Annotated in this window: 4 protein-coding genes; 2 read left to right on the top strand and 2 right to left on the bottom strand. The window is 72.3% G+C overall.

Going from position 1 to position 26,227, the window contains the following annotated elements; genetic code table 11:
- Window positions 1-36: 36 nt before the first annotated feature.
- Together ABZ490_RS40255 and ABZ490_RS40250 are read right to left on the bottom strand one after the other, a co-directional pair.
- Window positions 37-1,023, bottom strand: coding sequence for an aldo/keto reductase (locus ABZ490_RS40255; protein WP_359002198.1), 987 nt, complete (start codon window positions 1,021-1,023; stop codon window positions 37-39).
- A gap of 50 nt (window positions 1,024-1,073) precedes the next feature.
- Window positions 1,074-1,838, bottom strand: a complete 765-nt coding sequence (locus ABZ490_RS40250) for a VC0807 family protein (protein WP_359002196.1) — start codon at window positions 1,836-1,838, stop codon at window positions 1,074-1,076.
- Window positions 1,839-2,151: 313 nt separating this feature from the next.
- Between ABZ490_RS40250 and ABZ490_RS40245 the strand changes: the two genes are divergently transcribed.
- A complete protein-coding gene (locus ABZ490_RS40245) occupies window positions 2,152-3,597 on the top strand; it encodes a cytochrome P450 (protein ID WP_359002194.1) in 1,446 nt (481 codons plus the stop codon).
- Window positions 3,598-3,951: 354 nt separating this feature from the next.
- Window positions 3,952-26,199 carry an SDR family NAD(P)-dependent oxidoreductase gene (locus tag ABZ490_RS40240; protein WP_359002192.1) on the top strand — a complete coding sequence of 7,416 codons (22,248 nt, stop codon included), beginning with the start codon at window positions 3,952-3,954 and terminating at the stop codon, window positions 26,197-26,199.
- The last annotated feature ends 28 nt before the right edge of the window (window positions 26,200-26,227 follow it).

Genomic DNA, 26,227 nt, shown 5'->3' with positions numbered 1-26,227 from the left:
AGCCGGGCCGTTCGCCGTCGGGGGCCGGTGGGGCCGTCAGGAGAGCCACGCGTCGGGGGCCGGGCCGCCGTGACCGATGGGCGGGAAGAGCTCGTCGAGCCGCGCCACGAAGGGCTCCGGCAGCGGGGAGCGCAGCGCGGCCAGGGCGCTTGTGACGTGCTGCTCCGTCCGCGGACCGATCACCGCGGCCGTCACCCCGGGGCGCGACAGCGTCCACGCCAGTCCCGCCTCCGCGGGATCGAGACCGTGCTCGGCGCAGAGCTTCTCGTAGACCTCGATGGTGTCCCGGTACCGGTCGAGGGCGTCCGCGGCACGGCCCTGGGCCGACTTCACGGCATCGTTCTCCCGCAGCTTGCGCAGGACACCGCTGAGCAGACCGCCGTGCAGCGGGGACCACACCAGCACACCCAGGCCGTACGCCCGCGCCGCGGGGATGACCTCCAACTCGGCATGCCGGGTCACGAGGTTGTACACGCACTGCTCGGACACCAGCCCGAGGCTGTTGCGGCGCCCGGCCGCCTCCTGGGCCGACGCGATGTCCCAGCCGGCGAAGTTGGACGAGCCGACGTAGCGCACCTTGCCCTGGGCGACGAGGAGGTCCATCGCCTGCCACACCTCCTCCCAGCCCACGGACCGGTCGATGTGGTGCATCTGGTAGAGGTCGATCCGGTCCGTGCCGAGCCGCCTCAGCGACGCCTCGCAGGCGGCGACGATGTTGTGCGCGGACAGTCCACGGGCGTTGAGGCCGTCACCCATCGGGTCGCCGACCTTCGTGGCGACGACCACCTCGTCACGCCGGGAGGGGCTCTTGGCCAGCCATCGGCCGATGACCTCCTCGGTGTGGCCCTTGTACACGCGCCAGCCGTAGGTGTTGGCCGTGTCGACGAAGTTGATGCCCTCGGCGAGGGCATGGTCCATCAGACGGTGCGCCTCGGGCTCCTCCACCCGGCCACCGAAGTTCACGGTGCCGAGGGCCAGCCTGCTGACGCGCAGACCGGTCCGGCCCAGCTGAGTGTGCAACACGTAGACATCCTCGGGGCAGTGGGTGGAAGAGGAACAGCGGGGGAGTCGGGTCAACGGCCCTCGTGGCCGGAGTGACCGCCGGCCGTGGAGGTGCCGGGTTGCGGGGAAAGGATGGGCCACAGACCGGCGCGTGCGTGGTACACGTTGACGATCACCAGCATCAGCAGCGTGAAGACGCCGTACTGGGCGCCGTTGAGCGCGGGCACCACATGCACTGGCAGCGTGTACGCCATCAGCGTCCGGACCCCGGAGTCCACCAGCAGTCCGATGCCCCAGATCACCGTGGTGACCCGCCAGATCCGCCGGAACCCGGGCACCTCGTCCCACAGTTCGTCCCAGTCCCGGCCCCCGGCGGCCCGCCGCTCCAGCAGCTTGCGGGAGAAACCGAACGCGAGCGGGCGCCTGCCGCGCAGGGACACCAGGAAACCGAGCCCGGCGACCGCCGTCAGCCAGCCGTCACGCACCAGCAGCAGCCGCGCGCTCCCCCCGAGCAGCGACACGACGATGCTGAGCACCAGCATCGTCGTCACGAACACGCCGAGCACATCCACGCGTCGTGTCCTCGCGAAGCGCACCAGCGTCGCCGCCCCGGGCACCACGGCCCCGGCGGTCAGCGCCAGCACATCGCTCACCCCGGCCGCCGTCAGCCCGTAGTACAGGCCGATCGGGATGCCGAGGTCCACCAGCACCGTCAGCAGCAGGGGAGGACCGGACCCGGCGCGGGACGAGCCATGGGCGGCGTCCTCGCCGCCGGCCCGCCCGGGGGCGGCGCTGTTCGGGGGCTGTTCCGGAAGGGTGCTTCCGCCGCTGGTCATAAGTTCTCCGTCCGATGGGGGCGGTACGGAACGGGTACCCGGCCCGCCCTCATGCCGAGGCCGTCCGGCACACGCACAGCGTACGGGCGGCCCCCGTCAGGAGCCCGCCGACGACGATCGCATCGCGCCAACCCTTTGGAATTCCCTAGAACTCGGCGGCACTTCACGGCCCGCCGCCGCCCCGGTGCTAGCGTCGGGCGCCAGGTCCCACCCGGGCATATGTCCCTTTTCGCCGCGACCGCGGGAATCCGATCCGCGCACCGTCGCCCCGGCGCACCGAGCCCTGTCAGCCTCCGCAGACCAGGAGACATCCGTGACCGACGTTCAAACGACTCCCGAGTCGGCTGCGCCGACCGAGTCCATACCCACCCCGGACTCGCTGGGGCTCAAGGAAATGCGCGAGGTCATCCGCAACATCCCGGGCTACATGTCCCGCCTGCGCGACAAGCACGGCCCCGTCGTGCGCATTCCGATGGGAAAGGACGAGGTGTTCCTGCTCAGCGACTTCGACGTCGTCCAGGACGTCATCGTCGCCTCCAGCCGCCGCTTCGACAAGGACACCAAGAAGACCGGCCCCGGTCCCGACGACTGGGGCGCCAACCTGGAGACCATCCTGGGCCGCAACGTCCTGGGCAAGGGCCTGGTGACCAGCGTCGGCACCTACCACCGCAGGCAGCGGCGGCTCATCCAGCCCGTCTTCCACCGCAAGCGCATCGCCGGATACGGCTCCGCCTTCGCCGCCATCGCGGACGAGGCCTCCGCCGGGTTCACCGACGGAGCGAAGTTCAACTTCCACGAGTCCATGTACGAACTCGCTCTCGGCATGGTCACCCGCACCCTCTTCGACGTGTCCCTCGAAAGCGAGGCCGCGGAGAGCATCCGTACCGCCTTCCCCCGCGAAGGCGGCCCGCTGCGCTGGGAGTTGAGCCCCTTCGGCAAGATCCTGCTGCGGCTCCCCCTGCCGGCGAACCGCCAGCTGAAGCGCGGTCTGAGGAACATCGACGACATCGTCTACGGCATGATCGAGGAACGGCGCCGGGGTCCCGGGGACGGCGCGGACCTGCTGTCCGTCCTGCTGACCGTCACCGACGCCGACACCGGCGAGCACCTCACCGACCTGGAGCTGCGGGACGAGGCCGTCACGCTGCTGATGGCCGGTCACGAGACCTCCTCGGGCGCCCTGACCTGGGCGTACCACCTGCTCGGCAGCAACCCCGAGACCCGTGAGCGGCTGCACGCGGAGATCGACGAGGTCCTCGGCGACCGCCTGCCCACCGTCGATGACCTGCCCCGGCTGACGTACACCGACGCCGTGTACTCCGAGGCGCTGCGCCTGTACCCGCCGGCCTGGAACCTGGTCCGCCGTTCCCTGGAGGACTACACGGCCAACGGGTTCCACATTCCCCGCGACAGCGTGGTCATCTGCAGCCCGTACGTCCTGCACCGTGATCCCACGTGGTGGCCCGAGCCGGAGCGGTTCGCCCCCCAGCGCTTCCTGGCGGAAACCGACCCCGCCGACCCGCTGGCCGGCCACGCCAAGGCCGCGGGCCGCCCCCGGCTGGCCTACCTCCCCTTCGGCGCCGGACCCCGGCAGTGCATCGGCAACGTCTTCGCTCAGATGGAAGGCGTCATGGCCCTGGCGACCCTCAGCCGCGACTGGGAGTTCGAGCCCGTCGACAAGGGACCCGTCCGGGTCGCGAGCGACATCACCCTCCAGCCTCGCGGCGGCCTCGAGATGATCGCCCATCGCCGCCGCTGAACGCCGCTGACCAGGGCCGGAGAAGAAGTAGAAGTCTCCCTAGATCACGAGCTGCCCACGGGACTCGTCCCCCGGCAGCCGCCAGTATGACGAACACCGGAACCATCGATCGCATCGCAATCATCGATCGTCTCGCAGGTCGCGCGGGAGTCGGATCCGGCCGGAATCCGCGGCCGGAAGTTGAGCCGGATCCGTAGGGCGGAGGCAGTGGCCGTGTTGCCAGAAGACGCACAGGCACGGGAAAACGCGTCGGAATCCCTTCAGGGACCCGAGAACGCTCGGGAGAGGGACGCAGTCCGGGGGGCGGAACGCCTCCCGGAGGAAACGGCCCGTATCTCGTCGGAGGCCGGGAACGTGAAGGCATTCGAGAACGCCATAGCGGTCGTGGGCATGTCCTGCCGCTTTCCCCAGGCACCCGACCCCGCCGCTTTCTGGCGCCTCCTGACCGAGGGCGCAAGCGCCGTCACCGCAACCCCCGAGAACCGCCGGGACGCGCTCGCCGCATCCGACCCGGCCGCCCCCGGGACCGCCCACCGCGGCGCCTACCTCGACCACGTCGACCGCTTCGACCCCGGCTTCTTCGGCATCTCGCCGCGCGAGGCCTCTGCCATGGACCCCCAGCAGCGCCTGGTCCTGGAACTCGGCTGGGAGGCACTGGAAGAGGCAGCCCTCGTCCCCGCGCGGCTGCGCGGCAGCCGCACCGGCGTCTTCGTCGGCGCCATCTGGGACGACTACGCCTCCCTCGCCCGCCGCCTCGGCCCGCAGACCGTCGGCCGGTACACCCTCAGCGGCCTCAACCGAGGCATCATCGCCAACCGTCTCTCCTACGTCCTCGGCGTGCGCGGCCCCAGCCTCACCGTGGACGCGGGCCAGTCCTCCTCGCTGGTCGCCGTCCACCTCGCCTGCGAGAGCCTGCGGCGCGGCGAGTCCGAACTCGCCCTGGCCGGCGGTGTCAACCTCACCCTCGCCCCCGACAGCGCCCTCGCCTCCGCCGGCTTCGGCGCACTCTCCCCGGACGGCCACTGCTACACCTTCGACGCCCGCGCCAACGGCTACGTCCGCGGTGAGGGCGGCGCCCTGGTCCTGCTCAAGCCCCTCGCCCGGGCCCTCGCCGACGGCGACCGCATCCACTGCGTCATCCGCGGCAGCGCCACCAACAACGACGGCGGCGGCGACGGCCTGACCGCACCCCTGCGCGAGGCCCAGGAGGAGGTGCTGCGCCTCGCCTACCGCCAGGCCGCCGTGCACCCCGCCGACGTCCAGTACGTCGAGCTGCACGGCACCGGCACCCGGCTCGGCGACCCCATCGAGGCCGCCGCGCTCGGCGAGGTCGTCGGCGGCGCCCGGACCGACGGGACCCCCCTGCTCGTCGGCTCCGTCAAAACCAACATCGGTCACCTCGAAGGCGCGGCCGGTGTCGCCGGGCTCCTCAAGACCGTCCTCTCCCTCAGCCACGGGCGGATCCCCGCCAGCCTCAACTACGCGAAGCCGAACCCCGCCATACCGCTCGACACCCTCAACCTGCGGGTCGCCGCCGAGCCCCGGCCCTGGCCCGACCGGGACGGCCCGCGACGGGCGGGCGTCAGCTCCTTCGGGATGGGCGGCACCAACTGCCACGTCGTCCTGGAGGAATGGCCCGGCCCCGCACCCGCCGGCACACCGGCGGCCCCCACCGAGCCGGAAGCGGCGGCCCCCGGCGCCGCCCGTGTCCCGCTGCCCTGGATCATCTCCGCCCGGACCCGCAAGGCCCTGCGCGGCCAGGCCCGCCGACTCCTCACCCACCTGGACGACGACCCCGCCACGGACCCGGCCGACGTCGCCCACGCCCTGGCCGGGACCAGGACCCGCTTCGAACACCGCGCCGTCGTCCTCGGAACGCACCGCGAGGAACTGCTGCGCGGCCTGAGCGCCCTCGCGGACGGCACACCGTCGAACGACGTGGTCACCGGCCGCGTGTCCGACACCGGCGCGGGGACCGAACAACACCCCGGCACCGCCATCCTCTTCGCCGGACAGGGCTCCCAACGCCTCAACATGGGGCGGGAGTTGTACGACACCTACCCCGTCTTCGCCGAGACCTTCGACGCCGTGGACAGGGAACTGCCCTTCAGCCTGCGGGAGGTGGTGTTCGGCGAGGACGCCGACCTGCTGAACCGAACGGAGTACACCCAGCCCGCCCTCTTCGCCCTCGAAGTCGCCCTCTTCCGTCTCGCCGAGTCCTTCGGCGTACGCCCCGACGTCGTCTTCGGCCACTCCGTGGGCGAGATCGCCGCCGCCCATGTGGCCGGCGTCTGGTCGCTGGCCGACGCGTGCCGCGTGGTCGTAGCCCGCGGACGCCTGATGCAGGCCCTCCCCGCAGGCGGCGCCATGGTCGCCGTGGAAGCGGCCGAGGACGAGGTGCTGCCCCTGCTGAACGACCGGGTGGGCCTCGCCGCGGTCAACGGCCCGCGCGCGGTGGTGGTGTCGGGCACGGCCGAAGCCGTGGCGGAGGTGAGCGCCCACTTCCGGGCCCGCGACCGCAAGGTGACGCCCCTGCGCGTCAGCCACGCCTTCCACTCGCCCCTCATGGAGCCGATGCTCGACGCGTTCCGCGCCGTACTCGCCGACGTCTCCTACGGGCAGCCCACCCTCCCCGTAGTCTCCGACCTCACCGGCCGCCTCGCGACGGCCGCCGAACTGGCCTCCCCGGACTACTGGACACAGCACGTCCGGCGGCCCGTCCGGTTCGCCGACGGCATCCGGACCCTGGAGGCACAGGGCGCCCGACGCTTCCTGGAACTCGGCCCGGACGGCACCCTGACGGCCCTGGCCGAGCAGAGCCTGGAGGACGAAGAAGCCCTCGCGGTCCCCGCCGTCCGCAAGGACCGCCCCGAGGCGACGGCCTTCCTCACCGCCCTCGCGCTCCTGCACACCCGGGGCCTCCCCGTCGACTGGACCCCCCTCTTCGCCGCACGCCATGTTCGGCGCACCGCACTGCCGACCTACGCCTTCCAGCGCCGCCGCTACTGGCTGCCGGACGCCGTCGCCGCCACGACGGTGACATCGGACGGCTCGGGGGCCTCCGCGGCGGCTCCGGGCGTCGAGGACGGGACCGCCACCGAAGCCGAGGACGACGTCGACGCGACCTCACCCCTGCACGACCGCCTGGCCGGCCTGTCCCCGCGCGACCGGCGCGGCGCCCTGCTGGAACTGGTCCAGACCCACGCCGCGAGCATCCTCGACCACGACTCGGCGGACCAGGTCGAGCCCCGCCGCACCTTCAAGGATCTCGGCTTCGACTCCCTCACCTCCGTCGACCTGCGCAACCGTCTCAAGACCGCGACCGACCTCCCCCTGCCCGCCTCCCTCCTGTTCGACTTCCCGACCCCCGAAGCCGTGGCCGGCCACCTGGACGGGCAGCTCTCCGGCGCCGTCGCCTCCGTAACGGTTCCGCCGTCGCCGACGCGTGTGACGGACGACCCGGTGGTGATCGTGGGCATGGCGTGCCGGTTCCCGGGTGGGGTGGGCTCGCCGGAGGACCTGTGGCGGCTGGTCGACGAGGGCGGGGACGCGATCGGCGGGTTCCCGTCCGACCGTGGCTGGGACCTCGACGGCCTCTACGACGCGGAGCCCGGCACCCCGGGCCGCGTGTACGTCCGCGAGGGCGGTTTCCTGCACGGCGCCTCGGAGTTCGATGCGGGGTTGTTCGGGATCTCGCCGCGTGAGGCGTTGGCGATGGATCCGCAGCAGCGGTTGCTGCTGGAGACGTCGTGGGAGGTGCTGGAGCGGGCGGGGATCGATCCGGCGACGCTGCGCGGCAGCCGTACCGGCGTCTTCGCCGGGCTCGTGGAACAGGGCTATGGAGCATGCCTGCGCGATGCCGCCGAGGAGTCGGACGGCTATGTACTCACCGGCACGACCCTGAGCGTGGCTTCGGGCCGTATCGCGTACACCTTCGGTTTCGAGGGTCCTGCGGTCACCGTGGACACGGCGTGTTCGTCGTCGCTGGTGGCGCTGCATCTGGCGGTGCAGGCGCTGCGCTCGGGTGAGTGTGATCTGGCGCTGGCCGGTGGTGTGACGGTGATGGCGGGTCCGGAGATGTTCGTGGAGTTCTCGCGGCAGCGGGGGCTTGCGGTGGACGGCCGGTGCAAGGCGTTCTCGGACGGCGCGGACGGTACGGCGTGGTCGGAGGGCGTGGGCCTGCTGCTGGTGGAGCGGTTGTCGGACGCGCGGCGTCACGGCCATCGTGTGCTCGCGGTGGTGGCCGGTTCAGCGGTCAACCAGGATGGTGCGTCGAATGGTCTGACGGCGCCGAACGGTCCGTCGCAGCAGCGGGTGATCCGGCAGGCGCTGGCGGGTGCGGGTCTGCGGTCCGCCGATGTGGACGCGGTGGAGGCGCACGGCACCGGCACACCGCTGGGTGACCCGATCGAGGCGCAGGCACTGCTGGCGACCTACGGCCAGGACCGCGAACAGCCCCTGCTGCTGGGCTCGTTGAAGTCGAACATCGGTCACACCCAGGCGGCGGCCGGTGTCGGCGGGGTCATCAAGATGGTGATGGCGATGCGGCACGGAGTGCTGCCCCGCACCCTCCACGTGGACGAGCCCTCCTCGCACGTCGACTGGACCGCGGGTTCGGTGGAACTGCTGACGGAGGAGTGTGCGTGGCCCGAGACCGGCCGCACGCGGCGAGCGGGTGTCTCGTCCTTCGGCATCAGCGGCACCAACGCCCACGTCATCGTCGAGCAGGCCCCCGCCGCCCCGACGGCGGTCGAGCCGCCGTCCCGGCAGGTGGTCGCGCCGGTGGTGCCGGTGGTGGTGTCCGGCGCGGGTGAGTCGGCGGTGCGGGGTCAGGCGGAGCGGTTGGCGGCCTGGCTCGAGGGCGAGTCCGGTGACGGCGTCCGAGTGGCCGATGTCGCTCTCGCGTCGGCCACGAGCCGCACTGTGCTGGACCACCGCGCGGTGGTGCTGGCCGCCGAGCCGGACGACCTGCTGAAGGGCCTGCGCGCCCTGGCGGAAGGGGGCGATGCCCCGGGGCTGATCAGCGGTGCGCAGACGCGGTCGGGGAAGACGGCTCTGCTCTTCGCGGGGCAGGGGTCCCAGCGTCCCGGGATGGGCCGGGAGTTGTACGAGACGTATCCGGTGTTCGCGGATGCCTTCGACGCCGTGGACGCGGAACTGCCCTTCGCCCTGCGGGAGGTGGTGTTCGGTGACGACGCCGAGCGCCTGAACCGGACGGAGTTCGCGCAGCCGGCCCTGTTCGCGCTGGAAGTGGCCCTGTTCCGGCTGCTGGAGTCCTGGGGTGTGCGCCCGGACGTGCTCGCCGGGCATTCCATCGGTGAGATCGCGGCCGCGCATGTCGCGGGGCTGTGGTCGCTGGCGGACGCGGTTCGTCTGGTGGCGGCGCGCGGCCGGCTGATGCAGGCCCTGCCGTCGGGCGGTGCGATGGTGGCGGTGCAGGCGTCCGAGGACGAGGTGCTGCCGCTGCTGAACGACGAGGTGGACATCGCGGCGGTCAACGGCCCCCGGACGGCCGTGATCGCCGGTGGCGCGGCGGCCGTGGAGAAGGTCGCCGCGCACTTCCGGGACCAGGGCCGCAGGACGACGGCCCTGCGGGTCAGTCACGCCTTCCACTCACCGCTGATGGACCCGATGCTCGACGACTTCCGGGCCGTGGCCGAAACGCTGGACTACCGCGAACCCCGCCTGGCCCTCGTCTCCACGCTCACCGGGACCACCGCGGAACCCGCGCAGCTCATGACCCCCGACTACTGGGTGCGCCACGTGCGCCAGGCGGTCCGCTTCGGCGACGCCGTGCGCACCCTCACGGGCCAAGGTGTCTCGCACTTCGTGGAACTCGGTCCGGACGGCACACTGACCGCGCTCGCGCAGACCTGCCTGGACGGGGACGCCGACGCACCACCGCTGCTCGTTCCCTCCCTGCGCAAGGACCGCCCCGAGGCCGAAGCCGTGCTGGCCGCGGTCGCCGGCCTGTTCACCCGTGGCGGGGAGATCGAGTGGGCCGAGGTCTTCGCCGGGACCGGGGCCCACCCGGTGGAACTGCCCACGTACGCGTTCCAACGCAAGAGCTACTGGCCCACCAAGGCCCGGGAAAGGTTCGACGGTGACCTCTCAGGACTCGGCCTCTCGGCGGCCGATCACCCCCTGCTCGGCGCGGCGCTGGCACCGGCCGACTCCGAAGGCGTGGTCTTCACCGGACTCCTGTCGCTGCGGAGCCACCCGTGGCTGCGCGACCATGTGGTCTCAGGCACAGTTCTGTTCCCCGGCACCGGCTTCCTGGAAATGGTCCTTCGCGGGACCGACCAGGTGGGGTGCGACCGGGTGGAGGAACTGACCATCGCTGTACCGCTGGCGCTCCCCGAGCACGGTGGGGTGCGGGTTCAGCTGCTGCTCGACGGCCCGGACGCATCGGGCCGCCGTGGCATCAACGTCTTCTCCCGGCCGGGCGAGGCGTCGGAGGACGAGGCCTGGACCCTCAACGCCACCGGCGTGGTGAGCGGCGGGACCGCGGATGCGGGCCCGGACGGATCGTTCGATGAAGCTTTCGGTGCGTGGCCGCCGCGGGGCGCGGTGGCGGAGCCGGTCGAGGACGCGTACGAGGGTCTCGCCGGGCGGGGGCTGTCGTACGGGCCGACGTTCCGAGGCCTGCGCGCGATGTGGCGGCGCGGCGACGAGGTGTTCGCCGAGGTGGCGCTGCCCGAGGCACACGAGGGGCTCGCCGACCGCTTCGGGCTGCACCCCGCGCTCCTGGACTCCGTCCTGCACGCGGTCCTGCGAGGCACCTTCGGCGCCGAGTCCGCGCCGAGACTGCCGTTCTCCTGGAGCGGTGTGTCGCTGTGGGCCTCGGGCGCGCGTGCGCTGAGGGTACGGGTGGCGCCGGCGGGACCGGACGCCGTGACGCTCGACCTCGCGGATCCGACCGGCGCCCCGGTGGCGTCCGTGGAGTCGCTCGTGCTGCGCGAGGCGACCGGCGGGGCCGGGATGGCCGACGGCGGCCGAGACGGACTCTTCCAGCTCGACTGGGTGCGGGTCCCGGCAGCCCCGGGACCCGTCCCGGAGATCCACACCGGGCTCTCCGCGGAGACCGAGGCCGCGGCCGGTGACGTACTGGTGCGGATCGAGCGCCCCGACGGCAGCCGGCCGGCAGCCGCCCACGCCGTGACCCGTGCCGCGCTCGACCTGGTGCGGGCCTGGCTGGCGGAGGAGCGGTTCGAGGGTGGCCGTCTGGTGGTCGTCACCGAGGGGGCGGTGGCGTGGGACGGCGTGGCGGTGGATCCGGTGCTGTCGGCGGTGTGGGGTCTGGTGCGGTCGGCGCGGGCGGAGAATCCGGGGCGGTTCGCGCTGGTCGACGTGGACGGCACGGACGAGTCGTGGGCCGTGGTGAGCGGTGCCCTTGCCTCCGGGGAGCCGGAAGCGGCCGTGCGGGGAGGCGTGGTCTTCGTTCCGCGTCTGGTGCGTGCGGTGCCGGATGCCGGGCTTGCGGTTCCGGCGGGGGAGTCCGCGTGGCGGCTGGACATCGCGGAGAAGGGGACGCTGGAGGGCCTTGCGTTGCGGGAGGTTTCCTCCGACGAACTGGCGGGACAGCAGGTTCGTATTGCTGTGCGTGCGGCGGGTGTCAATTTCCGTGACGTGCTGAACACGCTCGGTATGTATCCCGGTGACGCGAAGGACTTCGGTCTGGAGGGTGCGGGTGTGGTGACCGAGGTCGGCCCGGAGGTGTCGGGGCTGGCCGTGGGTGACCGGGTGTTCGGGATGTTCTCGGGTGCCTTCGGACCGGTGGCGGTCGCGGACGCCCGGACGGTGGCCCGGATCCCGGCCGGCTGGACGTTCGCGCAGGCGGCGTCGGTGCCGGTGGTGTTCCTGACGGCGTATTACGCGCTGACCGAGCTGGGGGGTGTGCGGTCGGGGGAGTCGGTGCTGGTGCATGCGGCGGCCGGTGGTGTGGGTATGGCGGCGGTGCAGCTGGCGCGGCACTTGGGTGCGGAGGTGTTCGGCACGGCGAGTGCCGGCAAGTGGGACACCCTGCGCACCCTCGGCCTGGACGAGGCGCACATTGCCTCGTCCCGCGACACCGGGTTCGAGGCGTCGTTCCTCGCGGCGACCGGTGGCCGGGGTATGGATGTGGTCCTGGACTCGCTGGCGGGTGAGTTCGTGGACGCCTCGCTGCGGTTGCTGCCGCGTGGTGGTCGTTTCCTGGAGATGGGCAAGACGGATGTCCGGGATCCGGAGGTGGTGGCTGCCGCGCATGCGGGGGTGGTCTATCAGGCGTTCGATCTGATGGATGTGGAGCCGGAGCGGATCGGCCGGATGCTGGCCGAGCTGGTGGTGCTGTTCGAGGCGGGGGTGCTCAAGCCGCTGCCGGTCACCTGCTGGGATGTCCGGCGTGCTGCGGAGGCGTTCCGGTATCTGTCGCAGGCGCGGCATGTGGGCAAGGTGGTCCTGACCGTTCCGGCGCCGCTGGATCCGGACGGGACGGTGTTGGTGACCGGTGGCACCGGTGGTCTGGGCGCGCTGGTGGCCCGTCGTCTGGTGACCGAGCATGGTGTACGGCGTCTGCTGCTGGCCAGTCGTCGCGGTCTCGACGCCCCGGGCGCGACCGAACTCGTGGCGGAACTCCTCGAACTGGGCGCCGAGGTCGAGGTGGCAGCGGTCGATGTCGCCGAGCATGACCAGATGGCGGCAGTGCTGGCCGCGATTCCCGAGGGGCATCCGCTGACCGCCGTGGTGCACACCGCGGGCATCGTCGACGACGGTGTGGTGTCATCCCTCACCGGCGAACGGCTCGCGAGGGTGCTGCGGCCGAAGATCGACGCGGTGGCGCACCTGGACGAGCTGACCCGTGACGCCGACCTGTCCGCGTTCGTCGTCTTCTCCTCGGTCATGGGAACCTTCGGCGGTGCCGGGCAGGCCAACTACGCGGCTGCCAACGCCTTCCTGGACGCTTTCGCGTCCTTCCGCCGGAGCGAGGGTCTCCCCGCGTTGTCCCTCGGCTGGGGTCCATGGGCTCCCGGGACCGGTATGACCGCCGAGCTGGCCGAGGCGGATCTGCGCCGCATGGCACGCGGTGGCATGGTGCCGCTCGGCCCTGATCGGGGCCTCGGCCTCCTGGACGTCGTACTCAAGCAGGGCGCCGGGTTCGAGCGGGCGGCGGTCCTGCCGATCGACCTGGATCTCGCGGGGCTTCGTCGCCGGGCGGCGGAGGAGGTCCCCGCCCTGCTGCGCGCTCTGGTGCGGGTTCGCGGCCGTCGCAGGGCTGAGGTCGGTACCGGAAAGGGAACGCAGCATCAGGATCTCAAGGCACGGCTCACGGCGGCTGCGCCGACAGACCGCGAGCGACTCGTCTCCGATCTGGTCCAGGCGGCCGCGGCCGCCGTGCTCGGCCACGCGTCCGCCGCCGACATCGAGGTGGATCACACCTTCAAGGAACTGGGTTTCGACTCGCTGACCTCGGTGGAGCTCCGCAACCGCGTGAACGCGGCCACCGGCATGAGGCTGCCTGCCACCCTGATCTTCGACTACCCCACGCCCACCGCCCTGATCGGGCACATCGGGTCGGAGCTTCTGGGAGGAGAGGCGCAGGCAGTCGTCGACGTGCTGCCTGCGCCGACGAGCGTGACCGACGATCCGGTGGTGATCGTGGGTATGGCCTGCCGGTTCCCGGGTGGGGTGGGTTCGCCGGAGGACCTGTGGCGGCTGGTGAGCGAGGGCGGGGACGCGATCGGCGGGTTCCCCACGGATCGCGGGTGGGACCTCGACGGACTGTACGATCCCGAGCCGGGCACGGTCGGTCGTACCTACGTCCGCGAAGGCGGTTTCCTCTACGACGCCGCCCTGTTCGATTCCACGCTCTTCGGGATCTCGCCGCGTGAGGCGTTGGCGATGGATCCGCAGCAGCGGTTGCTGCTGGAGACGTCGTGGGAGGTGCTGGAGCGGGCGGGGATCGACCCGGCGACGCTGCGCGGCAGCCGCACCGGTGTCTTCGCCGGCGCCATGGCCCAGGACTACGGCTCGTCGCTGCGCGGCACTTCCGAAGGCGCCGACGGCTATCTGCTGACCGGCAACACCGGCAGTGTGGCTTCGGGCCGTATCGCCTACACCTTCGGTTTCGAGGGTCCTGCGGTGACGGTCGATACGGCGTGTTCGTCGTCGCTGGTCGCGCTGCATCTGGCGGCGCAGGCGCTGCGCTCGGGTGAGTGCGATCTGGCGCTGGCCGGCGGTGTGACGGTGATGTCCACGCCGGACACCTTCGTGGAGTTCTCGCGGCAGCGGGGGCTTGCGGTGGACGGCCGGTGCAAGGCGTTCTCGGACGGCGCAGACGGCACGGCGTGGTCGGAGGGTGTGGGTCTGCTGCTGGTGGAGCGGTTGTCGGACGCGCGGCGTCACGGCCATCGTGTGCTGGCGGTGGTGGCCGGCTCGGCGGTCAACCAGGACGGTGCGTCGAATGGTCTGACGGCGCCGAACGGCCCCTCGCAGCAGCGGGTGATCCGGCAGGCACTGGCGGGCGCGGGTCTGCGGGCCGCCGATGTGGACGCGGTGGAGGCGCACGGCACCGGCACACCGCTGGGTGACCCGATCGAGGCGCAGGCACTGCTGGCGACCTACGGCCAGGAGCGCGAACAACCGCTCCTGCTGGGCTCGTTGAAGTCGAACATCGGTCATACGCAGGCGGCGGCCGGTGTGGGCGGGGTCATCAAGATGGTGATGGCGATGCGGCACGGTGTGCTGCCCCGCACCCTGCACGTGGACGAGCCCTCCTCCCACGTCGACTGGACGGCTGGCGAGATCGAGTTGCTCGCCGATGAGCGTGCGTGGCCCGAGACGGGCCGTGCCCGGCGAGCGGGTGTCTCGTCCTTCGGTATCAGTGGCACCAACGCCCACGTCATCCTCGAACAGGCCCCTCACACGGAGACGGCCACCGGCACGGACGAGGTGCAGGCGCGTCCGGTGGTCCTGCCGTGGGTGCTTTCCGCGGCCGGCACCGGACTGCGCGCCCAGGCCGAGAGCCTGGCGGCCTTCGTCGAAGCACAACCCGACCTCTCCCTCGCCGACGCCGCCTTCACGCTGGCCGCCACACGCACCGTGCTGGAGCACCGCGCGGTCGTCCTGGCCGCCGACCGGGACGAGTTGCTCAACGCTCTGAGCTCATTGGCAGAGGGTCGTGCCGAGCCCCACGTCATCCGGAACTCCGCGCAGACCGGCGGCCGTACGGCCTTCCTGTTCGCGGGCCAGGGCTCGCAACGCCTGGGCATGGGGCGCGAGTTGTACGACACCTATCCCGTCTTTGCCGAGACCTTCGACGCGGTGGACGGGGAACTCCTCTTCGATCTGCGGGAGGTGGTGTTCGGCGGAGACGCCGAGCTGCTGAACCGCACGGAGTTCACCCAGCCGGCCCTGTTCGCGCTGGAAGTGGCGCTGTTCCGGCTGCTGGAGTCGTGGGGTGTGCGCCCGGATGTCCTTGCCGGGCATTCGATCGGTGAGATCGCCGCGGCGCACGTCGCCGGGGTGTGGTCGCTGGCGGACGCGTGTCGTCTGGTGGTGGCGCGGGGTCGGCTGATGCAGGCTCTGCCGTCGGGCGGTGCGATGGTGGCGGTGCAGGCGTCCGAGGACGAGGTGCTGCCCCTCCTCGGTGACGAGGTCGGGATCGCTGCGGTCAACGGGCCCCAGGCCGTGGTGATCTCGGGTAAGGCGGATGCGGTCGCGGAGATCGCGGACGGCTTCCGTGCTCAGGGCCGCAAGGTCACCGCGCTGCGGGTGAGCCACGCCTTCCACTCGCCGCTGATGGAGCCCATGCTCGCCGACTTCCGCAAGGTCGCGGAGAGTCTGACGTACGAGCGGCCGAAGCTTCCCCTGGTCTCGACGGTTACGGGTGAGGCGGCGACGGTTGAGGAGCTGACGTCGTCGGATTACTGGGTGGAGCATGTGCGTCGGCCGGTGCGGTTCGCGGCTGCGGTGGGGTGTCTGGACGGGCAGGGTGTGTCGCGGTTCGTGGAGCTGGGTGCGGACGGCACGTTGACCGCGCTGGCCCAGACCGGTCTCGAAGGGGACGCGGACGGTCGTCTGCTGACCCCGACTCTGCGCAAGGACCGCTCCGAGGCCCACTCGATCCTCTCCGCGGCAGCGGAACTGTTCGCAAGGGGCGCCACGCTCGACTGGACCTCCGTCTTTGCCCGTACGACTGCTGCCGCGCCCCTCGTCGACCTGCCGACCTATGCGTTTCAGCGGCGCCGCTTCTGGCCCGGTGTCTCCGCGCTCTTCACCAGGGATCTGGGTGCGGTGGGGTTGGGTGCGGCGGGGCATCCGTTGGTGGGTGCTGCGGTGGAGTTGGCTGGTGGGGACGGTGTGTTGTTGACGGGTCGGTTGTCGGTGGTGGTGCAGGAGTGGTTGCGTGATCATGTGGTGGGGGGTGTGGTGGTGTTTCCGGGGACGGGGTTCCTGGAGTTGGCGTTGCGGGCCGGTGAGGAGGTGGGTTGTGGCGGGGTGGAGGATCTGACGATCGCGTCTCCGTTGGTGGTGCCGGAGCGGGGTGGGGTTCGGGTTCAGGTGCGGGTGGGTGCGGCGGATGACGCCGGCCGGCGTGCACTGGAGATCCACTCCCGTCCGGAGGATCTGCCCGACGACCTTCCGTGGACCTTGCATGCGACGGGAACACTGACTGCTCTTCCGGTCTCACCGTCGGCCGGCGGTTTCGATTTCGGTGTGTGGCCGCCGCGGGATGCGGTGGCGGTGCCGGTCGAGGGGGTGTATGAGCGTTTTGCGGGGCTGGGGTTGTCGTATGGGCCTGTGTTCCGGGGTTTGCGTGGGGTGTGGCGGCGTGGGGACGAGGTTTTTGCCGAGGTGGGGTTGCCGGAGGAGTACGAGGAAGGGGCGGTGCGGTTCGGGGTGCATCCGGCGTTGATGGATGCGGCGTTGCATGCGGTGGTGTTCACGTCGGTGTTCGGGGAGGGGCGGGCGCGGTTGCCTTTCTCGTGGTCGGGTGTGTCGTGGTGGGCGTCGGGTGCGCGTGGGTTGCGTGTGCGGATGGTGGTGGTGGGGTCGGGCGTGGTGGCGTTGGAGCTGGCGGATCCGGCGGGTGGGTTGGTGGGGTCGGTGGAGTCGCTGGTGTTGCGGGAGGCGTCAGGCGATCTGGTGGCTGCGGACTCCGGTCACGTCGACCACCTCTTCCAGACCGACTGGGCTCCTGTCCCGCTCGAGACGTCCGTGGCAGGCCCGACGCACATCTCCGACATCCCCACCGGACTTCCCGACACGGCTGTTGAGCCCGGGACGGATGTCCTGGTGCGGGTGCAGCGGTCGGCCGGTCGTACGGCCGACGCCGCGCGTGAGGTCACGGCCGCCGTACTCGCCCACGTCCAGGCCTGGCTCCTGGAAGAGCGGTTCGACGGCGCCCGTCTGGTGTTCGTGACCGAAGGGGCCGTAGCGGTCGATGGATCGTCCACCGATCCGGCCATGGCGGCGGTCTGGGGCCTGGTCCGCGCCGCACGTGCCGAGGCAGCGGACCGGTTCGCGCTGCTCGACGTGGACGCCACGGACGAGTCCCGGACCCTGGTGTCGGCGGCGCTCACCGCGGGCGAGCCGGAGCTGGCGCTGCGCGTCGGCACGGCCTACGCGCCCCGGCTGGTCCGCGCCGCGACCGGTCCGGCGCTGACCGTGCCCGAGGGGGAGGCGGAATGGCGGCTGGACATCGTGGAGAAGGGGACGCTGGAGGGCCTTGCGTTGCGGGAGGTTTCCTCCGACGAACTGGCGGGACAGCAGGTTCGTATTGCTGTGCGTGCGGCGGGTGTCAATTTCCGTGATGTGCTGAACGCGCTCGGTATGTACCCGGGGGATGCGAAGGATTTCGGTCTGGAGGGTGCGGGTGTGGTGACCGAGGTCGGCCCAGAGGTGTCCGGGCTGGCGGTCGGTGACCGGGTGATGGGTCTGTTCTCGGGTTCGTTCGGGCCGGTGGTCGTGGCGGATGCGCGGAAGGTGGCCCGGATCCCGGCGGGCTGGTCGTTCGCTGAGGCGGCGTCGGCGCCGGTGGTGTTCCTGACGGCGTATCACGCGCTGACCGAGCTGGGGGGTGTGCGGTCGGGGGAGTCGGTGCTGGTGCATGCGGCGGCCGGTGGTGTGGGTATGGCGGCGGTGCAGCTGGCGCGGCACTTGGGTGCGGAGGTGTTCGGCACGGCGAGTGCCGGGAAGTGGGATGCGCTGCGGGAGCTGGGCCTGGACGAGGCGCACATTGCCTCCTCCCGCGACACCGACTTCGAATCGGCCTTCCTCGCGGCCACCGGTGGCCGGGGCATGGACGTCGTACTGGACTCGCTGGCTGGTGAGTTCGTGGACGCGTCACTGCGGCTGCTGCCGCGTGGTGGCCGGTTCCTGGAGATGGGCAAGACCGATGTCCGGGACCCGGAGGTCGTGGCCGCCGAGCACTCCGGGGTCATGTACCGGGCGTTCGATCTGATGGATGTGGAGCCGGAGCGGATCGGCCGGATGCTGGCCGAGCTGGTGGTGCTGTTCGAGGCGGGGATACTCAAGCCCCTGCCGGTCACCTGCTGGGACGTGCGCCAGGCCCCGGAGGCCTTCCGGTACCTCTCGCAGGCACGCCATGTCGGCAAGGTGGTCCTGACGGTTCCGGCGCCGCTGGATCCGGACGGGACGGTGCTGGTGACCGGCGGTACGGGTGGTCTGGGCGCGCTGGTGGCCCGTCGTCTGGTGACCGAGCACGGTGTACGGCGTCTGCTGCTGGCCAGTCGGCGCGGCCTCGACGCCCCGGGTGCGACCGAACTCGTGGCGGAACTCGTCGAGCTGGGTGCCGAGGTCGAGGTCGCGGCCCTGGACGTGGCCGACCTTGACCAGCTCGCCGCGGTGCTCGCCGGGCGCTCGCTGACCGCCGTGGTGCACACGGCGGGCGTCCTCGACGACGGTGTGGTCGCCTCCCTCACCCCCGACCGGCTGGCGAAGGTCATGCGGCCGAAGGTCGACGCGGTGGTGCACCTGCACGAGCTGACCCGTGACGCCGACCTGTCCGCGTTCGTGGTCTTCTCCTCCGTCGCCGGTACTTTCGGCGGTGCGGGTCAGGCGAACTACGCGGCCGCCAACGCATACCTGGACGCCTTCGCGACGACCCGCCGCTCCGCCGGCCTGCCCGCGACCGCTCTCGCCTGGGGTCCCTGGGCGCCCGGCGCGGGTATGACCGCCGAGCTGACCGAGGCGGACCTGCGCCGCCTGGCGCGGAGCGGAATGCTTCCACTCGCTCCCGAGCAGGGCCTCGGACTGCTGGACACCGTGCTGGAGCTGGGCGCGAGCCTGGAACGCGCCGCCGTGCTGCCGGTCCACATGGACATCACGGCGCTGCGCCGACGGGCACCGGAAGACGTCTCCCCGCTGCTGCGGGCCCTCGTGCGCAGCCATGGCCGCCGCAGGGCCGGGATCGGTGCAGGCGGAGATTCCATGAGCCTGCGCCAGCAGTTGCTCGCCCTTCCGGTGGTCGAGCGTGAGCGCTTCCTGCGGGACTTCGTCTCGGCGCAGGCCGCCTCCGTGCTCGGGCACGGATCGACACAGCAGGTCGAGGCGGACCACACCTTCAAGGACCTCGGCTTCGACTCGCTCACCTCCGTCGAGTTGCGCAACCGCCTGAACACGGCCACCGGCATGAGGCTTTCCGCCACGCTGGTCTTCGACTACCCGACCCCGGCCGACGTGGCCCGCTTCGTGCTCACGGAACTGGTGGAGGACGCCGGCTCCGGCACCGCCGACGTCGGCACGACGCTGCCTCTGCTGATGAGTGTGACCGACGATCCGGTGGTGATCGTCGGTATGGCCTGCCGGTTCCCGGGCGGGGTGGGCTCGCCGGAGGACCTGTGGCGGCTGGTCAGTGAGGGTGGCGACGCGATCGGCGGGTTCCCGTCCGACCGTGGCTGGGACCTCGACGGCCTCTACGACCCCGAGCCGGGCATACCCGGTCGTACCTACGTCCGGGAGGGCGGTTTCCTCTACGGCGCATCGGAGTTCGATGCGGGGTTGTTCGGGATCTCGCCGCGTGAGGCGTTGGCGATGGATCCGCAGCAGCGGTTGTTGCTGGAGACGTCGTGGGAGGTGCTGGAGCGGGCGGGGATCGACCCGGTGACGCTGCGGGGCAGCCGTACCGGTGTCTTCGCCGGCGCCATGGCCCAGGACTACGGCTCCTTCCTCCGTTCGGGCGAGCTCGACTCCGGCGGTTACCTCATGACGGGGAACACCGGCAGCGTGGCCTCGGGCCGTATCGCCTACACCTTCGGTTTCGAGGGTCCTGCGGTCACCGTGGACACGGCGTGTTCGTCCTCCCTGGTCGCCCTGCATCTGGCGGCGCAGGCGCTGCGCTCCGGGGAGTGCGATCTGGCGCTGGCCGGTGGTGTGACGGTGATGTCCACGCCGGACACCTTCGTGGAGTTCTCGCGGCAGCGGGGGCTTGCGGTGGACGGCCGGTGCAAGGCGTTCTCGGACGGCGCGGACGGCACGGCGTGGTCCGAGGGCGTGGGCCTGCTGCTGGTGGAGCGCCTGTCGGACGCGCGGCGCAACGGCCATCGCGTGCTCGCCATGGTGGCCGGCTCGGCCGTCAACCAGGACGGCGCGTCCAACGGTCTGACCGCGCCCAACGGCCCCTCGCAGCAGCGGGTGATCCGGCAGGCGCTGGCGGGCGCCGGGCTGCGGGCCGCCGATGTGGACGCGGTGGAGGCACATGGCACCGGCACACCGCTGGGTGACCCGATCGAGGCGCAGGCACTGCTGGCGACCTACGGCCAGGACCGCGAACAGCCCCTGCTGCTCGGCTCGTTGAAGTCCAACATCGGTCATACGCAGGCGGCGGCCGGTGTGGGCGGGGTCATCAAGATGGTGATGGCGATGCGGCACGGAGCGCTGCCCCGCACCCTCCACCTGGAGGAGCCCTCCTCGCACGTCGACTGGACGGCAGGGGAGATCACCCTGCTGACCGGCAACACCGAGTGGCCCGAGACGGCCGACCGTCCCCGCCGTGCCGGTGTCTCGTCCTTCGGTATCAGCGGCACCAACGCCCACGTCATCCTCGAACAGGCCCCGGTGAACGAGACCGACGAGGACGACAGCCACCCGGACGAGACCAACAGTCGTAGCGTCCTCATCCCCCTCTCCGCCGCCGAACCCGCGGCCCTGCGCGCCCAAGCCGAGCGCCTGGCGGGTCTCCTGGCCTCGGACACCGAGCTGTCGCACCAGGACGTCGCGCTGTCCCTCGCGACGACGCGTTCCGCGCTGGAGCACCGGGCGGCAGTGGTGGCCGCCGACCGGCAGCAGGCCCTGGCCGGGCTCCGTGCCGTGGCCGAGCAGCGGACCGCCGGACGGGTGAGCAGCGGAACCGCCGTCGACGGTGGCGGCCGTACGGCCTTCCTCTTCGCGGGTCAGGGCTCGCAACGGCTGGGCATGGGACGGAAGTTGTACGAGACGTACCCCGTCTTCGCCGACGCCTTCGACGCCGTGGACGCGGGACTCCCCTTCGATCTGCGGGAGGTGGTGTTCGGTGACGACGCCGACCTGCTGAACCGGACGGAGTTCGCGCAGCCCGCCCTGTTCGCCCTAGAAGTGGCGCTGTTCCGGCTGCTGGAGTCGTGGGGTGTGCGTCCGGACGTGCTGCTCGGTCACTCGGTGGGCGAGTTGGCCGCCGCTCATGTCGCCGGGGTCTGGTCGCTGGCGGACGCGTGCCGTCTGGTGGCGGCGCGGGGCCGGCTGATGCAGGCGCTTCCGGCCGGTGGGGCGATGGTGGCGCTCCAGGCGTCCGAAGACGAGGTGCTGCCGCTGCTTTCGGGCCGGGAGAGCGAGGTCGGCATCGCCGCCGTCAACGGTGCGGAGGCGACCGTGGTCGCGGGCACCGAGGCGGCCGTCGAGGAGATCGCCGCGCACTTCCGCGGCCTCGACCGCAAGATCAACCGGCTGCGGGTGAGCCACGCCTTCCACTCGCCGCTGATGGAGCCCATGCTCGCCGAGTTCCGCACGGTCGCGGAGAGCCTCGTCTACGGTCGTCCGCAGCTGACCCTCGTCTCGGCGCTCACCGGCGACCTCGCCGACGTCGACGAGGTGATGACGGCCGAGCACTGGGTGCGGCACGTCCGCCACGCCGTGCGGTTCGTCGACGCGGTCCGCCGGGTGCGGGCCGAAGGAGCCACGAAATGGCTGGAGTTGGGGCCTGACGGCACACTCACCGCGCTGGCGCGGGCCGAGGTGCACGCCGACCCCGCCGAGCAGGCACTCCTCGTGCCCGCGCTGCGCAAGGACCGCGACGAAGCCGGGACGCTTCTGACCGCCGTGGCCGAGCTGTACGCCCGGGGCACCGACCCGCGCTGGCCGACCGTGTTCGCGGGCGGCGGCGCACGCCGGGTCGACCTGCCGACATACGCGTTCCAGCGGCAGCGGTTCTGGCCGGACGCCCCGAGCGCCACGGCCGGTGACGCGGCCGGGCTCGGGCTCACCGCCGCCGGGCACCCCCTGCTCGGCGCCGAGGTCGCGCTGGCGGAAGGCAGCGGAACCCTGCTCACCGGCAGGATCTCCCTCAGGATCCACCCGTGGCTGCGCGACCACGCGGTGGCGGGCACGGTCCTCTTCCCCGGCACGGGCTTCCTGGAACTGGCGCTGCAGGCCGGTCTCCGCGTCGGCTGCGGCCGGCTGACGGACCTGACCCTCGAGACGCCGCTCGTCCTCGGCGAGCAGCACGCGGTACGGATCCAGGTCGCCGTGGGCGGCCCGGACGAGTCGGGACGGCGGACCGTGTCCGTCCACTCGCGGGCCGACTCCGCCGACGGTGAGGCCCATGCCGGGACCGGGGGATGGGTGCGCCACGCGGGCGGATTCCTCGACGCGGACCACACCGAAGAGGCCGACCGCCCCGCCGACCCAAGTCACTTCGCGATCTGGCCGCCCGAGAACGCGGACGCCGTCCCACTGCACGGCTTCTACGACCGTCTCGCGGACGAGGGGTACGCCTACGGCCCCGTCTTCCAGGGCCTGCGCGCCGTCTGGCGCGAGGGAGAGGACGTCTACGCCGAGGTCGGGCTGCCCGCCGACCTCGAGGACGAGGCGGGGCGCCACGGTCTGCACCCCGCCCTGCTGGACGCCGCGCTGCACGCGTGGCTCGCCGCGAGCCGGGCCACGGCGGACGGCTCCGGCGACGCGACCGCCGCCGGCGCGGTACGGCTGCCGTTCTCCTGGAGCGGCGCCTCACTGACCGCGGTCGGCGCGTCCGCCGTACGCGTGCGGCTCTCTCCCCTGGACGAGGAGACGCTCACCCTCACCCTTGCCGACTCGCAGGGCCGTGACGTGGCCCGCGTCGACGCCCTCACCCTGCGCGAGCTGAGCAGGGACGCACTGGCACCCGCCGCCGAGGGACCGGCGCCGCGTGACGCGCTGTTCCGGCTGGACTGGAGCGCGCTGCCCGCCCCGTCCGGCCCCCGCCCCCTTCCCGACCGGGAGGCACAGTGGGCCGTCGTCGGACCTGAGATCGCCGGGCTCGACGAAGCGCCCGCCGGTCACTACCCGGACCTCTCCGCGCTGGCCGACGCGGTCGCCGCGGGAACACCCCTGCCGGGTGCGGTGTTCGTCGCCTGCGGCCCCACCGCGATCGGAGGACCGGGCCCGCTGAAGGACCCGCACGGGCCCCTCGCGCCGGACGCCGTGGACACCACCAGGACGGTGCTGCACCACGTCCTCTCCCTCGTCCAGGGCTGGCTGGCCGACGACCGTTTCGGCGCCGCCCGGCTGGTGCTGGTGACCCGGGGCGCGGTGCCCGCCGACGGCGACCGGGCGCTCACCGACCCGGTGGCCGCCTCCGTCTGGGGGCTCGTCCGCTCCGCGCAGTCGGAGCACCCCGGACGCCTCGTCCTGCTCGACCTGGCCCCCGACGCACCCGGCGCCACCGAGCCGGTTCCGGTCGCCGACGCCGACGCCGACGCCGACGCCGACAGCGACAGCGGTGCCGGCGACCGGACCGACCCCGCCGCCGCGCTCGCCTCCGGCGAACCGCAGCTCGCCCTGCGCGGTGATGCCGCGCTCGTGCCCCGGCTGGCCCCGGCCGGCACCGGGGGCGCGCTGCTCCCGCCGCCCGGTGAGCCGGTGTGGCGCCTGGACGTCACCACGCCCGGCACCCTCGACAGCCTGACCCTCGTCGGCTGCCCCGACGTCAACGCACCGCTCGCCCCCGGCGAGGTGCGCGTGGCGATGCGCGCCACCGGCGTCAACTTCCGCGACGTACTGGTCTGTCTGGGCATGCTGGACCGTGAGGTCCCCGGCCGCGAGGGAGCGGGCGTGGTCCTGGAGACCGGCCCCGGCGTCACCGGCCTCACGGCCGGCGACCGGGTGCTCGGACTCTTCTCCGGGGCGTACGGCCCGGTCGCGGTGACCGACCACCGGCTGCTCACCCGGCAGCCGGACGACTGGACCTTCACCGAGGCCGCCGCGGCGCCCATCGTCTTCCTGAGTGCCTACCACGGCCTGGTCGACCTCGCGGATCTGCGCCCCGGCGAGGCCGTCCTCGTCCACGCGGGCACCGGCGGCGTCGGTATGGCCGCCGTCCAGCTCGCCCGGCACCTGGGCGCCGAGGTCTTCGCCACCGCCGCCCCCGCCAAATGGGAGACGCTGCGGGCGATGGGCCTGGACGACGACCACATCGCGTCCTCGCGCGACACCGACTTCGAGGCGAAGTTCCTGCGGGTGACCTCCGGCCGAGGCGTCGATGTCGTCCTCAACTCCCTGGCCCGGGAACTCATCGACGCCTCGTTCCGGCTGCTGCCGCGCGGCGGCCGCTTCATCGAGATGGGCAAGACCGACCTGCGCGACGCGCAGACCGTCGCCGCCGAGCACCAGGGCGTGGTCTACCGGGCGTTCGACCTCAGGGACGTCGACCCCGACCACACCGCCGAGATGCTGACCGCCGTGCTCGCGCTGTTCGAACAGCGCGCCCTGCGCCCGCTCCCGGTCACCACCTGGGACGTACGGCGGGCCCCCGAGGCCTTCCGCCACCTCAGCCAGGCCCGGCACACCGGCAAGATCGTCCTCACCGTCCCCGAACTGCCCGTCGACCTCGCCCGCACCCCGGCCACCGCCGCAGCCCCGGGCACCGCCGGACCCGCCGAACGGCCTACCGACACCGAACCCGCCGCAGCCCCGGCCCCCGCCGGACACACCCGGGAAGCCGCCCACCACGTCGGCGCCGTAGCGCACTCCCGCCCCCACGGCACCGTCCTCATCACCGGCGGTACCGGCACGCTCGGCGGTCTGTTCGCCCGGCACCTGGTGACCCGCCACGGTGTCCGCCATCTGCTGCTGACCAGCCGTAGCGGCCCCGACGCCCCGGGTGCCGCCGACCTCACCGCGGAACTCACCGGGCTCGGTGCCACCGTCACCGTCACCGCCTGCGACATCGCCGACCGGGACGCCCTGGCCGGCCTGCTCGCGGCGATCCCCGCCGAGCGCCCGCTGACAGCGGTCGTCCACGCGGCCGGCATCCTCGACGACGGCATCCTCGACGCCATGACGCCCGAGCGCGTCGACCGCGTCCTGCGCCCGAAGGCACAGGCCGCGTGGAACCTGCACGAACTGACCCGCGACCTGCCCCTGTCGGCGTTCGTCCTCTTCTCCTCCGTGGCCGCCACCTTCGGCAGCCAGGGACAGGCCAACTACGCCGCCGCCAACGCCTTCCTCGACACGCTGGCCCAGCACCGCCGGGCCCAGGGACTGCCCGCGCTCTCCCTGGCATGGGGTCTGTGGGAGACCGACGACGGCATGGCGGGCACCCTCGGCGCCGCCGACCTGCGGCGCATCGGCCGGATGGGTCTCGCCCCGCTCCCGGCGGAGGAGGGCCTCGCCCTGTTCGACGCGGCCCTCGCCGCCGACCAGGCACTGCTGCTGCCGACCCGCCTCGACCTGGCCGGCCTGGAACGCCGCGGCGCCGAACCCCCCGCCCTGCTCAAGGCGCTGGCCCGGACCCCGGTCCGACGGGCCGCGGCCGACCCCGCCGGCCCGGCGAGCGACACCCGGGACGACGGAAGCGGTACGCGGCTGTCGTTCACCGAGCAGCTGCGCCCGCTCCCCGCCGAGGAACGGCAGCGGGCCGCTCTGGACCTCGTCCGCACCCACACCGCGGCGGTCCTCGGGCACTCCGACCCCGAAGCGGTCGACGCCGACCGGCCGTTCAAGTCCCTGGGCTTCGACTCGCTCACCGCGGTCGAGATGCGCAACCGGCTCGGCACGGCCACCGGACTCACCCTGCGGGCCACGCTGATCTTCAGCTACCCGACGCCCGCGGTCCTCGCCCGTCATCTGCTGGACCAGTGCGCACCACAGGACGAACGACCGGCCGACGTCCTCCTCGCGGAACTCGACAAACTCGAGTCCGTGATGGCCGAGGCACACCGCGCGGCCGACGGAGCGGAGAGCGACGCCGCGTTGGGCGACAAGGTGACCGCCCGACTGCGGGACCTGCTGACCCGGTGGACGGGCGGCAGGGACGGCGCGGACGGCACGGACGGCACGGACGGCACCACGACGACCGGGACCGGACTCGAATCCGCCACGGACGACGAGATGTTCGACCTCATCAACAAAGAGCTGGGCATTTCCTGACCCCGACCGACCCCGGACCGCTCAGGAC

Source organism: Streptomyces sp. NPDC005811 (assembly GCF_040630405.1).
GTDB lineage: Bacteria > Actinomycetota > Actinomycetes > Streptomycetales > Streptomycetaceae > Streptomyces.
Note: the sequence above shows the minus strand (reverse complement) of the source record. Positions and strands in the feature narration are given on the sequence as shown.